At 46.7% G+C, this 13373-nt stretch carries 10 protein-coding genes; 6 read left to right on the top strand and 4 right to left on the bottom strand.

Annotated features, from left to right (window positions below; all coding sequences use genetic code 11):
• Positions 1-126 precede the first annotated feature (126 nt).
• The 4 genes from ACXAGC_RS02245 (at position 127) to ACXAGC_RS02230 (ending at position 3757) form a co-directional block, all read left to right on the top strand.
• Positions 127-642, top strand: a complete 516-nt coding sequence (locus tag ACXAGC_RS02245) for an FxsA family protein (RefSeq protein WP_474842050.1) — start codon at positions 127-129, stop codon at positions 640-642.
• Positions 643-904: 262 nt separating this feature from the next.
• A complete protein-coding gene (locus tag ACXAGC_RS02240; RefSeq protein ID WP_349590566.1) occupies positions 905-1195 on the top strand; it encodes a co-chaperone GroES in 291 nt (96 codons plus the stop codon).
• A 41-nt stretch (positions 1196-1236) separates the two neighbouring features.
• Positions 1237-2883: a chaperonin GroEL gene (gene groL, locus ACXAGC_RS02235; RefSeq protein WP_474842047.1), complete on the top strand. Its 1647-nt coding sequence runs from the start codon at positions 1237-1239 to the stop codon at positions 2881-2883.
• 214 nt (positions 2884-3097) lie between these two features.
• Positions 3098-3757, top strand: a complete 660-nt coding sequence (locus tag ACXAGC_RS02230) for a hypothetical protein (protein WP_474842045.1) — start codon at positions 3098-3100, stop codon at positions 3755-3757.
• Positions 3758-4142: 385 nt separating this feature from the next.
• Here the strand turns inward: ACXAGC_RS02230 and ACXAGC_RS02225 are convergent, their stop codons facing one another.
• Both ACXAGC_RS02225 and ACXAGC_RS02220 read right to left on the bottom strand, forming a co-directional pair.
• The gene (locus tag ACXAGC_RS02225) at positions 4143-5102 is read right to left on the bottom strand and encodes a hypothetical protein (RefSeq protein WP_474842043.1); all 960 of its coding nucleotides are present in this window, start codon (positions 5100-5102) and stop codon (positions 4143-4145) included.
• Between the two features lie 37 nt (positions 5103-5139).
• Entirely contained in the window at positions 5140-5628 is a 489-nt protein-coding gene (locus ACXAGC_RS02220; RefSeq protein WP_474842041.1) for a tyrosine-type recombinase/integrase, read from the bottom strand.
• Positions 5629-5910: 282 nt separating this feature from the next.
• Here ACXAGC_RS02220 and ACXAGC_RS02215 point away from each other — a divergent pair, with 282 nt between their 5' ends.
• Entirely contained in the window at positions 5911-8643 is a 2733-nt protein-coding gene (locus tag ACXAGC_RS02215; RefSeq protein WP_474842039.1) for a TonB-dependent receptor domain-containing protein, read from the top strand.
• 21 nt (positions 8644-8664) lie between these two features.
• On the opposite strand, the gene ACXAGC_RS02210 is transcribed toward ACXAGC_RS02215, so the two are convergent.
• Together ACXAGC_RS02210 and ACXAGC_RS02205 are read right to left on the bottom strand one after the other, a co-directional pair.
• Positions 8665-9975, bottom strand: a complete 1311-nt coding sequence (locus ACXAGC_RS02210; protein WP_474842037.1) for a DUF5690 family protein — start codon at positions 9973-9975, stop codon at positions 8665-8667.
• A gap of 73 nt (positions 9976-10048) precedes the next feature.
• Positions 10049-10804, bottom strand: coding sequence for a DeoR/GlpR family DNA-binding transcription regulator (locus ACXAGC_RS02205; RefSeq protein ID WP_474842035.1), 756 nt, complete (start codon positions 10802-10804; stop codon positions 10049-10051).
• 200 nt (positions 10805-11004) lie between these two features.
• Between ACXAGC_RS02205 and ACXAGC_RS02200 the strand changes: the two genes are divergently transcribed.
• Positions 11005-13341: a TonB-dependent receptor gene (locus ACXAGC_RS02200; protein ID WP_474842033.1), complete on the top strand. Its 2337-nt coding sequence runs from the start codon at positions 11005-11007 to the stop codon at positions 13339-13341.
• Positions 13342-13373: the final 32 nt, after the last annotated feature.

Below are 13373 nucleotides of genomic sequence, written 5' to 3'. Positions count from 1 at the left end.
TCGTACTCATAACAAATAACTTGTGTTTAAAGTGAGCAACCCCACTTTACTCTTTCAGTTTGCTGGTAACAGTCTACGTAAATTTGTGCTGCAGCCGGCATTAAACTTAAGCAACGAGGTTTAGTTTTGCGACTTTTATTTTTGCTGTTCGCCATTATGCCCATCATCGAAATTGCCTTACTGGTAAAAGTTGGCGGCATCATCGGCGGATGGAACACCATTGGAATTGTGTTATTAACCGCCTTCATCGGCGCTTACTTTGTGAAGCGGGAAGGCATTCACACCTTACAGATAGCGCAGGAAAAAATGCAGCGCGGTGAAATGCCGGGCAAAGAAATGGTGGAGGGCCTGATGCTGGCCGTGGCCGGTGTGTTAATGGTAACGCCGGGCTTTATCACGGATATTTTCGGTATTTTGCTGGTGTTGCCCGGTACCCGTCACCTTATCGCCGGATTTGTCAGCAAGCATATGAAGATGCGTGTGGTCACGGCCGGTTCGTTTCAGCAACAGGGGCCTTTTGCCGGTGGCGCCGATCCATTCGGTCAGCATCCTCAGGGTGGCCAGTACAATGCTGACGGCGATGTATTTGAAGGTCAGTACACCGACAAATCAGCCGGTGAAGATAAGCCCCGCCTTAAATAAGCTTCTGCGGCCGCACGCTCCGTCGTGTGGCCTGATTACTTTATTCTTTAATTATTTATCCCGCTCCCCTGAGAAAAGTAAAAAAATTTGCATTTTTTTCACCAAATCCCCTTGAAGTTGTAGGGTGACTCCCCCATCTATCCACGCAGAACACGATTTGAAGGCAGGAGACTGCTTTCTTTATACAGTAAATGGCGTACACAAGACCGTACGTCCTTGTTAACTAACATTTAGATAGTTGGAATTTTCAGGAGACTTGAAAATGGCAATTCGTCCTTTACACGACCGCGTAATCCTTAAGCGCGCTGAGCAAGAAACCAAATCTGCCGGCGGCATCGTGCTTACCGGTTCTGCTGCAGAAAAATCTACCCGTGCGAAAGTTATCGCTGTGGGTAACGGCCGTATCCTTGAGAACGGTGAAGTTAAAGCTCTTGACGTAAAAGTTGGCGACACCGTTATTTTCAACGACGGTTACGGTGTAAAAACCGAGAAGCTGGAAGGTGAAGAAGTGCTTATCGTTAGCGAAAGCGACATTCTGGCAATCGTTGAGTAATAGACGTTTAACGTTTTAACCGTATTTAGAGGAATTTAAACATGGCAGCTAAAGAAGTACGTTTTGGTGATGACGCCCGCACGAAGATGCTGAAAGGCGTTAACATCCTTGCAAACGCAGTAAAAGTAACATTGGGTCCTAAAGGCCGTAACGTAGTACTGGATAAGTCATTCGGTGCCCCTACCATCACTAAAGATGGTGTATCTGTAGCCAAAGAAATCGAGCTGGAAGACAAGTTCGAGAACATGGGCGCGCAGATGGTTAAAGAAGTAGCGTCTAAAGCAAACGACGAAGCCGGTGACGGTACTACTACTGCAACTGTTCTGGCACAGGCTATCGTAACTGAAGGTCTGAAATCTGTTGCTGCGGGCATGAACCCGATGGATCTGAAGCGCGGTATCGATAAAGCCGTTGCTGCAGCTGTTGAAGAGTTAAAAGCACTGTCTACTGATTGTGCGGACAGCAAGTCTATCGCTCAGGTAGGTACTATCTCTGCTAACTCTGACTCAGAAGTGGGTCAAATCATTGCTGAAGCAATGGAAAAAGTAGGCAAAGAAGGCGTTATCACTGTTGAAGAAGGTCAGGCTCTGCAAAACGAGCTGGACGTAGTAGAAGGTATGCAGTTTGACCGTGGTTACCTGTCTCCTTACTTCATCAACAACCAGGAAAACGGCACTGTTGAATTAGACAACCCGTTCATCCTGCTGGTTGACAAGAAAGTATCAAACATTCGCGAACTGTTGCCTACACTGGAAGGCGTTGCTAAAGCCGGTAAGCCTCTGCTGATCATCGCTGAAGATCTGGAAGGCGAAGCGCTGGCAACTCTGGTTGTTAACAACATGCGCGGTATCGTGAAAGTCGCTGCTGTTAAAGCACCTGGTTTCGGTGACCGTCGTAAAGCTATGCTGCAGGACATCGCAATCCTGACTGGCGGTACTGTTATCTCTGAAGAGATTGGTCTGGAGCTTGAAAAAGTTCAGCTGGAAGACTTAGGTACTGCGAAGCGTGTAGTTATAAATAAAGACAACACTACGGTTGTTGACGGTGCAGGTGACGAAGCCGCTATCGAAGGTCGTTGCGCTCAAATCCGTGGTCAAATCGAAGATTCTACTTCTGACTACGACAAAGAGAAGCTGCAGGAACGTCTGGCTAAACTGTCTGGCGGTGTTGCGGTGATCAAAGTAGGTGCTGCTACTGAAGTTGAAATGAAAGAGAAGAAAGACCGCGTTGAAGATGCACTGCACGCTACCCGCGCTGCGGTTCAGGAAGGCGTAGTCCCTGGTGGTGGTGTTGCTCTGGTTCGTGCAGCCGCTAAACTGGTAGACCTGACTGGCGAAAACGAAGACCAGACTCACGGTATCAAGCTGGCTCTGCGCGCGATGGAAGCGCCTCTGCGTCAGATCTCTATCAACTCTGGTGCAGAAGCATCGGTTGTTGTTAACGAAATCAAGAACGGCGAAGGTAACTACGGCTACAACGCAGGTAACGACACTTACGGCGATATGCTGGAAATGGGTATCCTTGACCCGACTAAAGTGACCCGTTCTGCGCTGCAATTCGCCTCTTCTATCGCCTCTCTGATGATCACCACAGAAGCGATGGTAGCTGAGCTGCCTAAAGAAGAAGCTGCTGGTGCACCTGATATGGGTGGCATGGGCGGAATGGGCGGCATGGGTGGAATGATGTAATCAATTGCTGTCTCTTATGGTCCTTTAAAATCAATTGCTTACGTTTAGTTTATGCAGTTAAGTATACGCAAATGTAGACAATGATGTAGGACGAAAAGAAGCTTTAAGAAAGGCGTTGGGTTTAGACTCAGCGCCTTTTTTGTTGCCAAGGGGCTATGTGAATGGCGTAATATGAGTCTCTGAGAGTTTTACTTCAAAGGGACTAAGGAAAGTAATGAATCAACTAGTCGTAACTCTTATCGTAATTTTGCTACCAGGAATTATTGCTAATGTCATTTGCGATAAGATAGTTGTGCATAGTAAATGGACTGCATTTAAATTTAGCCTATATGCTTTAGTGTTGGGTGTTTTTTCTTATGCGCTTCTTCAAACAATATTTTATGCGATAGATATCTGCTGTGCTGGGACGACGAAAGGTATTGAGTGGACGCATTTGAAGGTGTGGGATGTATCAACTAATGGAAAGACAAAGATACCGGCCTTAGAAGTTGTTTTTGCATCTATATTATCGTTACCTGTTTCGTTTTTTGCAGCACTTCTAATCAATAGGAAAGTCTTTTTCATAATCGGAGCATGGTTTAAGGTCACTTCTAAATACGGCGATGAAAACTTATTTTCTTACTATCTTAATGCTAAAGAGATCGATTGGATTTATGTCCGAGATTTCGAAAATCAGTTAACTTATCAAGGTAGAGTAGTGTCTTATTCCGAGAATGAGCAAATGCAAGAAGTTGTATTGTCTGATGTAACGGTCTTTCGTTACAGTGATTCTGCTGAACTTTATTCCTTACCGACAATATATTTATCTAAACAAGTTGGACAATTTGCTATCGAAGCTGTCCCAAGAGAGTTACTAGGAGAAGAAAATGTCTGAAAAGCGACCGTTAAATGAAGGGAATATTCGTGGGCTCGTAAAGGGGCAGAATGTTAATCCACAGAATAAACCATCAATGCGCCCAACGGCTCCACCACCAGCCCCTAGCCCTAGTAATCAAAAAAATAGCGGGAAATAATATTGTCTTTTAAGGGGGTCTACCCAGATGCATATTTGCATTTTGACTCTGACAGCCACCAGCAGAGCCTGTGCATTGTCTTCGTGTTTGGTCAAGATGAACGTTGCGGTTGGCTTGAAGATTGTCTTAGCGGTGTTCTTGTGGAGCGTAGAAGCACCCTATGGGGGGAGTTGAGGATTCATCATTGTCGAATTGGCCTCTCAGATTTTTGTACTGAAACCACTTTCAAGTATACGTCTTATTTTATCACTTAGTCGTGTTAAATAGGTTTAAGTGCATATCTAATTTTTCTAAAAAAGCCAAGCTAGGAAGAACAGATAATCGCTCTGTGTTACCTTCCTCAAGCAACTGCTTCCGTATTAATCGGTTAGTTATAGCTTTTACATGGTCGCCCGCAAACGTAATTGCCCTGCCGTCTCTCCGGCCTTCCAAGCCTTTAACGTACCAAGGTTCTGGATTAGATTCTAAAGTATTCATGAAAATAAGCTTTATTAGCAATAACTCGTTACTGTCATATTTGTCGTCTTTGTCAAAGTGCATTTCCTTCGAAATCAAATCTGTCAGAAAATAATCACCATCTGTAGTATCAAAGAAACGTTTACGCTCTATAGCTCTTTTCTTAAAATAATCTTTGCTTTTGTTTAGCTTGTTTGAGACTACGTTACCATTCTGTATTTTCTCACCTGAGAGGCTCTCAGTACCTTGAGGCTGGCTGTTTTCTTCATCCGTCTCAATTGAAAGTGCATTAACAGAAGAGTATAACGCATCGTTAGCTTTCTCTAACTCGGCTATCTTTTCGGCGTACTCTTTTTCTTTTTGTCTCATTTGACGGTACAAAATAGTCTGTTCTTCTTTAGTTATTACGGAATACCTCTCTAAGAAAAAAGAGGCTATTTTCTTCCCAAGTCTATCCATGAAAATCCAAACGGCGTCCGAAAGAGAGGTAATCAGCGGGTATACCACTATGTAAGCAATCGTTAGGTAAACGGGCATAAAAAACGTGTCATGCAGTGACAAGAAGTAATTGTTAATGTGGGATATTTTAGTCTCAACCTTTGCTTCACTGAGCAAAAAGTAATAAACAAAGTCCCAGTTAACAACTAGCCAAGCAAGCAAAAACGTACCTGCTAAAGGGCTGTTAACCCGCCTTTTTAGTTCGTCCAACGCGGAACCAAAGAAATTGGTAATGGGTTTAACGACTTCCATGTGGCTGCTTCCTTTTGAATTCTGAGTTTTAAATATATCAATTTATCCCAGATGAATCATTTGAATTCATTCGATGCAAAATAATTGTCGATTTATCCACCGCGTCTTTTAACTTCTTCAACTCGTGACCCTTCGAGTAGTACCTATAAGACATCGTTTTACCACGCTCGTGACCAACTATTTGAGCAGTGATGTTCTCCTCAATGCCTGCTCGTTCCATCGCAGTTATGTACATATGCCTGAACGAGTGGAAGCCTTTGAGCTTATTGTCAGTCACGTGTTTCACCTTGAAGTTCGAAAACGTTCGGCTAGCTGTCTTGCTTCCAATACCAATAACAAAGTCGTCATTTTCCTTGTTCTCGATATAGGCTAAAAGCCTTTCACCTATTTCATCGGGTAGCAGTACAGTTCGCGTTGCTGCTTTCGTCTTGCCTTTCTCGATGTTTATCGCAATGATTCCGTCATCGACAACAACGTGCTTCTTCTTTAAGTTGCATAGTTCGCTGATGCGACAGCTGCTTTTCATCCCGCACTAAGTGAGTTTACAGAGCCGTAAACCGGCCATTTTTATAGAAAATTGCTACCTGTTTGATTTGATGTTTTATCGAACGTTAGAAAGCTGAAAAATTGGACTTCATAATAAAATATTCTTGAATTTGTAATTCATATGAGATAAAAAATTGTTATGTGGTGGTGGTATTGCCTCAGACAAAACTTCCGCATCTCAACTTTCTGCTCTCTGCGCTGATACCCGGCTGTAGCGTCGACGGGCCAAACCGATTTTCCGAACACACAACCCGGAGTTTTTATGACTATGAACACGGATGTAAGGCCGAATCGCCGCTTGAGTAAGCTGGCGCTCACAATCAATCTTTCGTTATTCGCGACTCTGGGCTCTGCCGGCGTATATGCGCAGGAAGCTGCCAGTGATGATGCAGCAAATGTTGAAGTTGTCAGCATCACAGGTACGCGAATCCCCAGAGCAGAGATAGTGGCTACGAGCCCTGTGACCTCCATTGATGAATTCCAGCTTCAGCTCGACCGTGCAGTAAACGTTGAAGACATTATTTTCAAACTGCCCCAGGCGCCGGGTGACGGTGCCAGTGGCAGTTCAGCCACCACCATCGACTTACGTGCATTGGGCCAGAACCGGACGCTTGTTCTGCTGGATGGTACCCGGGCAGTGCCTTTCGGCTTCCGTAATGCTGTTGACGTGAATGCTATTCCGGCCGGACTTATTAAGCGGGTAGACGTGCTGACCGGCGGCGCGGCAGCCGTATATGGCGCAGATGCCGTGTCTGGTGTGGTTAACTTTATTCTCGATGATGACTTTTCCGGGATGGAGTTCTCTACCAGCTACGAATTTCCCGATGGCGGCGCTGAGCAGTTCAATGCTGAAGCGGTATTTGGTGGCGATATACTCGACGGTAAAGGTCACCTGACTGGCTTTGTCAGCTACTCCGACCGGGATGCCCTGCTGGCCGGCGAGCGTGATTTTGCCATGCTCAACAGCACCAGTGTGGTTAACACGGGCGGTTATTACACCGATGTGGCCAGCGGCAACAGTTTCGGCATCGCTGATGACGGCAACATCACCGGAGAGATGAACACCAACGATGTGACCGCAGCGTCGTATCTGGTATCGCCGATGACCCGTAAATCAACCGGCTTATTCTGGGACGTTGATCTGCATGACAATGTGACTTTCTACGGCCGCGCTATGTACTCTCAGGTTGAGGTAATGTCAGCAGGCAGTGTGGGTCAGACGCCGGTTTCTGTGAATGAGACGGTTACCCTGACCACGGACAACCCTTACATTACTGACGATATCGCCAGCCGCCTGACCTTTGATGACAATGGTGAGGCTCAGGTGACGGTGAACCGTAATTTGGGTCTTGGCCTTCAACGCACCCGGACCATGCGTGACACGGTGCAGTTCCAGGCGGGCTTTAAGGGTGATATCACCGATTATCTGCGTTACGACGTTTATGCCCAGCATGGCAAAACTGAAGAAACCGATAAGGTTTACGGTAGCGGTTATGACACCAGTGCCTCGGGCAGCAGTACTTTTGCCGCCATCGCCAACACTGTAGATTTATTCGATCCGTCAGTAGCGCTCAGCAGTCTAGAGACCACTTTGATCTACCATGATCGCGAGCGCACGCAGAACGTTGCTGCTATCACCTTCTCCGGTGAATCAACGCCGCTGTTTGAATTGCCGGCAGGGCCGGTAAGCTACGCTATCGGCTATGAATATCGCCGCGAAGCCGGCGTGCAGATGCCGGGCGACGCGTTCCGCCTAGGCACCACTTTTTCATCCAGCAGTTCAGCAGAAATAGACGCCAGCTTCTACAGCAGAGAAACCTTTGCTGAGGTGCTGGTACCCCTGCTCGCCGACATGCCCTTCGTGCAGCAGCTTGATTTTGAAGGCGCATACCGCATCTCCAGCTATTCCAACACCGATGCTGACAACACTCACAAGCTGGGTCTGAACTGGACGGTGAATGATGACTGGCGTCTGCGCTGGACTCGTCAGTCCGCCTTCCGTGCGCCTAACCTTGGCGAATTCGCAGGGCCGGTTTCCGGTTTGTCTCTGGCCTTGTTTGACCCGTACAGTGACCAGTTTATCAGCCGTCTGGCGGGACGCTTTGAGGGTGATCCCTGCTTGTTAGGTACCGGCGATGCCGACCAGTGTGCCCGCTACGGCGCACCGGCAGTGGGCACTGAGTGGGATTCCTCTACCGCGCTGTATACCTACGGTGGTAACCCGGATATCAAACCGGAGAAAGCGGATTCCACTACCATCGGTGTGGTTTATACACCGGAATACGTTGACGGCCTGGACGTGACCATTGACTGGTACAGCATAGAGATTAATGATGCTATCTGGGTTATTCAGCCAGCAGCGGCGCTGCAGAACTGTTATATCGATAACCCTGTTGCGGGCAACCCGTTGTGTGGCGCAGTGCTGCGTGATGAGGAAACTGGTTTTATCACTACGGCTCTGGTCAATGACTTCAACGTCAGTACCTTTATTCAGGAAGGTCTGGATATCTCTGCTCAGTATCAGTTTGCAGCGCCGGAAGCGATGGGTGGTGATTTTACCCTAAACTACTCAGCTAACCTGGTTACTGAAGCTAAGAAAAAGCTTGATCCGACCCTGCCATTTGAAGACTGTAAAGGCACCTACGGTACGGCCTGTACCGGTGACTACGCCAGCTCATTGCAGGCGGACTATAAGCATCGTCTGTCACTCGGCTGGGGGCTGGATGCCTGGAATGTGCAGGTCAGCTGGCGCCGGATTGGTGATGTGGACTATGCCAGCGACCGCAGTATCGGGATTTCCGCACAGAATTACATCGATGTGGCGGCCTCCTGGCAGGCAACCGGTGAACTGGAGCTGAGCGCCGGTGTGGACAACCTGTTCGACAAAGAGCCACCAGTTCCGTCTGCAGGCGCAACCCGCTTCAATACTGTCAGCGGTTATGATGTGGTGGGTCGTTCCATTGGGGTATCGTTGCGATATCGTCCGTCGCTGTAAGTCAATAGGTTGTCTCAACCGTTAAAAGGCGCGCCCGGGTGCGTCTTTTAACGTGTTGTGCGTTCCTCCCGCAAGCCTTCGCCTGAAAAAGGTCGCAGCCGATAGCATCAGCACCATGCCGATAATTGATACAAAATAGGCGCTGTCGATTAGAAAATGTACCCAGCTCACATCGCCTTCGAACCCACTTTTAAATAGTAATATCGCCACGCCTCCTGCATAGCCTGCTGCATCGGCAATGTAAATGAGGAATCCAGCATTGGCTCTCACATTGACCAAACAAACCAGTCGCTCAAAAACAATGCAGTTGAAAGGCACATAGGCCAAATAAATACTGACGGTCAGGCTTATCATCCAGCTAAGCCCTGAAAGTATACCTTGCTGGAAAAGCAACGAACTGACCCCCATGCCAACAAAGCCTGCAACAACCATGATGTGGTTCACCATTAACGCTCGAAAGTGATTGTTTATCCACATTACACAACCAAGGAGTGTAAGCACAACCAAAGAGGCGTAGATTGAGGAAACTGCGAATATGCCCGGTGCATCTCCGTATCCCAATTCTTGCCATAACTCAGTGGCAAAATTGTCACTGAAGTCGCGAATAGCAGAAAGTAACATGTAGGCCAGAGTTAAGCAGGCAAGGCCGGTGAAGTAGTAACTGATTAATGTTAAGCGATCATGGTGGGACATGGGCTGGCGTTTGCGTCGTTCACCAATATCTCGTGTTGACGGCGCTGGGGTGCTGGCCAGCCATCGAACGGACAAAAAAAGTGGCACAGTAAATAACAGACCGGTTGCTGCGGGCATCCAGTATTCGTTTACGCCAAGGTGGAGCATAATAAACAGTCCAGCCGATTTAACTACTCCCGTCGACACGATGAAGCTTACCGATAAAATGGCCGCAAGGATCTCTGTGGTGCGTCGACCTTCCAGGTAACTAAAAACGAGTCCCCAAATCATTCCTAGTGGTAGTCCGTTGAAGAACAGCGCCACCCATTTTACGTCATCCGGGAGAAGGGCGAATGTAATGAGCGCGACTTGCGATGCCATGACTAGCAAGAGAATAGCTTTGCCCCGGTGGGCTGTGCTCATTTCTGCAATAACGCGAATACCAATAAATTTTGATACTGCATACCCCACCACCTGAGCAATAATAAGCACGCTTTTAAAGTCTAGACCGAATAATTCTTCTGCTTGTGCGTAATTCGCCACCGTAAAGGGTTTACGAAAGGCATACATACAAAAATAGGTACTGAAGGCGGCAACAGCAGTACTTAAAATAAAGACGATCTGTTCCTTTTTCCAACGAGGAAAAATGCGCTCACACATAAAAAGCGACCCCCTTCTTACATTTCTGACGACAGGGTAACGGTAAAGTGTGAACAATTTATTGAGCCAGTAATTATCCTGTGCAAATTACCTCTACTTGTGAAGACGCTAGTGCTTTAATTAATATGTTTGATGGCTGTTGCTCACAAATGAGCGTGTCGACTTGTTCAAGCTGCGCAAATTGAACGGTGCCCGCAGCGTCAAACTTTGAGGAATCTGTCAGTACGATCTTTTTTCTGGCAAGCGTGAGTAAGGCACGCTTAAATTCAGCTTCTTCCGTACTGAAGTCCAGCCATCCACCTTCTGCACTCACTCCGCCCGTTGATAAAAAAAGAATGTCTGGAAAGTGGCGTTGAGCCTGACAAATTGCATCGATACCAAATGCGGCTCGATAATCCATATTCACCACACCGCCAATAATTACCAGGTTGAAGTCGGGCTTACCGGCAATTTCTCCAGCGACTTCTAAAGAATTGGTAATAACAGTGAGGTTCTTTTGTTTTGCGAGTGATTTTGCCAGCCAAAAGCTGGTGGTGCCGCTGTCTATAAATATTGTCATTCCGTCAGTGATGCACATTGCCGCCCTCTCGCCAATTCGCTTTTTACTCTCGGCATTGCGATTTACACGTTGGTAATAGGGCGGTTCCAACTGAGACGCAGGTAATCTTACTCCGCCATGAATTTTCTCAACCCTGCCAGCCGATTCTAATTGGCGTATGTCGCGGCGAATGGTTTCTTCTGATACATCAAACTGACGTGATAGCGCAGTAACGGTAAGAGAACGGTGAAGTTCTACTAATTCTAGAATTGCTGTTTGCCGGTCTGTCATGGTGTTGTCTCGAGTTTTTATCGAAGATAAGTATATGCACTTCCTTGACGTACTCAAGTGAAAACCACATGAATCCACAAAATGTCACATCAATTAACACAAATTGTCACATTATTTCCTTACTCTCAGCCTCATCGACCTATCGGGCTTGTCTTGCCCGACGTTCGCTTTTCACATAAAACCACACACAAGGAAACGAAATGAAAAAGCTTAACTGCTTTGCCCTTTCACCATTAATGCTCGCAATGGCAGGTCCTTCAGTATTTGCAGAAGAAGCACCAGAAAAAGAAAAACAGCAAACCGAAGAGATCGTTGTCATTGGTCAGAAGCAAACCTTTGCATCTAATACCGTCTCGATGGACATGATTTCCCGCCGTCCAGCCAACGCTTCAGTGAATACTGTTGTGCAGGAGTTACCGGGCGTGATCGTTCAGGAAGCGGACACATTTGGGTCATCTGACTGGATGACCAACATTCGCATGCGTGGCTTTAATACCAGCAATGGACAAATTGGTACCACTTTAGATGGTTTACCAAATGGCGGCTCCGGCTACGGTGGTGGTAGCAAAGCGAATAAATTCATCGACGTGTTCGATTTAGAAACCGTTGAGGTAAGTCAGGGAACTGCTGATATCAGTTCGCGCTCAAATGAGGCGCTAGGCGGTACGCTAAACTTCATCACAACTGATCCACTAATGGATGAAAATGTTAGTGTTTACTACATGGCCGGAGACCAGGATGCTCGCAAATATCGCTTCCGTTATGATTCAGGAGAAGTGTTTGAGAATACCTATTTCTTTATCAGCGGTTCATCCGCAGAAAACAAAGATGTATGGGACAATGAAGCGACGACTGAAAAAGATTATCTAACAGGAAAACTTACTAGCGATATCAACGGCTATAACCTTACTGCCTTCGCCACTTTTAACGACTCTAACGAAAACGAATATGAGTACGTATCGCTGGAAGATTATTATGAAAACCCGCGTCATGATGCACTTCATGCTAACTGGACGGGCATTCCTGGCCTGGATGAAAACAACAGAAATGGCTGGCGAGCACTACGAGAAAATAAATTTTACAGCCTGAAGTTAGACAAAGACTTTGGCGATTTCGCTTTTACTACATCTGCTTATTTTCATCGCATGGATGGTCGTGGTGATTGGATCCCGCCTTACGTCACTGATGTGGATGGCGATGGTACATTAGAAGCCGAATTATCAGGAAATACCATTTACGGTGATTACGAAGGCGATGATATCTATTATGTCAATGCTGGTACCACTACACCAGGCACTTTGATTGATAGTTGTGAAGGACGTTATGGATTAAGTGCAGCACAAGATCCCAACTGTTATGAAGGCAATGTAGAGCCGGTGAGTTCGTATCGTACTTCAAACTATAGTAACCGTCGCTTCGGTTTAAATGGGGATATATCTTACGATTTCGTAACGGGTTCGGTGGCGCATACCGTGCGTGCGGGTATTTGGTATGAATATTACGATGCCGACGTTACACGACAATGGCACCTTATTAATAATCCTGAAACCAGTGTTGAATTTAGTCAGACTCCTTACTGGGTGCAATACAAAACAGAATCTAACACCAAAGAGCTCATGTATTACATTCAGGAAAACCTGGAAGTCGGGCCTTTGGCTGCCAGTGTCGGTGTGAAGCAATATCAGGTTGATACTCAAGTCGACCATTTCTACAACGATGATCGCACCGCGAATTTGGATAACACGTCAGACCCTCTGCTGTACGTTGGCGCGACATACACTACGCCCCTTGATGGTCTGGAAGTTTTTGCCGGTTATTCAGAAAACTACAAATCAATCACGCCGGGGATCATTGACTCGGGATTATCGAACAATGAATTGGGGACTATCGACCCTGAAACCTCCGACAATATTGAAGTGGGTTTTCGCTATAACAACCGCGACTTTAATGCTGCTGTGACCTTATACGACATCAAGTTTGATAACCGCATCGTACAACTGGATACCAGTGTGCTTGATGGCATAGACTACAAGGAAGAAGTGGATGGCTCGTACATAAATGCAGGTGGTCAGAAAAGCAGAGGTATGGAACTATTGGCTTCTTATCAGCTAACCGGAGCACTGCGGTTGTCTGGATCTTACACATATGACGATTCCGAATACCTGGGGACAGGGGATGCAGGTCTGGATGCTGACTCGGGCATTGTGGCGGGCAATCAGGTGTACGGTGGCCCTGAAACCTTCTACTCGTTAGCACTTGATTATATGGGCGATGCGATGAGTTCGGGTTTGTCATTAAGACATATCGGTGACCGGTTTATTAATTTTGAAAATAGTGCGTCCGCGCCAGCTTACGATGTTGTAGATGCATACATTGGCGCAGATTTTGTGAATGTAACGCCACAACTTAAAGAAGTGCATGTTCGCTTGAACGTTAATAACTTACTCGATCGCGAGTACATCATAGGCGTAGGCACGAACAGCGTTTATCCTGGATCTCCGCGCACAGTGTCCTTGACAGTTGGTGCAGACTTCTAATTTTTAGCATCAATGCTGTCATAAAGCATGAC

The organism is Alteromonas sp. AWJ4_197 (assembly GCF_056160285.1).
Note: the sequence above shows the minus strand (reverse complement) of the source record. Positions and strands in the feature narration are given on the sequence as shown.

Coding starts and splice junctions, on each gene's coding strand:
- ACXAGC_RS02240 (WP_349590566.1), top strand. CDS start 905: ATGGCAATTCGTCCTTTACACGACCGCGTAATCCTTAAGCGCGCTGAG.
- groL (WP_474842047.1), top strand. CDS start 1,237: ATGGCAGCTAAAGAAGTACGTTTTGGTGATGACGCCCGCACGAAGATG.
- ACXAGC_RS02230 (WP_474842045.1), top strand. CDS start 3,098: ATGAATCAACTAGTCGTAACTCTTATCGTAATTTTGCTACCAGGAATT.
- ACXAGC_RS02225 (WP_474842043.1), bottom strand. CDS start 5,102: ATGGAAGTCGTTAAACCCATTACCAATTTCTTTGGTTCCGCGTTGGAC.
- ACXAGC_RS02220 (WP_474842041.1), bottom strand. CDS start 5,628: ATGAAAAGCAGCTGTCGCATCAGCGAACTATGCAACTTAAAGAAGAAG.
- ACXAGC_RS02215 (WP_474842039.1), top strand. CDS start 5,911: ATGACTATGAACACGGATGTAAGGCCGAATCGCCGCTTGAGTAAGCTG.
- ACXAGC_RS02210 (WP_474842037.1), bottom strand. CDS start 9,975: ATGTGTGAGCGCATTTTTCCTCGTTGGAAAAAGGAACAGATCGTCTTT.
- ACXAGC_RS02205 (WP_474842035.1), bottom strand. CDS start 10,804: ATGACAGACCGGCAAACAGCAATTCTAGAATTAGTAGAACTTCACCGT.
- ACXAGC_RS02200 (WP_474842033.1), top strand. CDS start 11,005: ATGAAAAAGCTTAACTGCTTTGCCCTTTCACCATTAATGCTCGCAATG.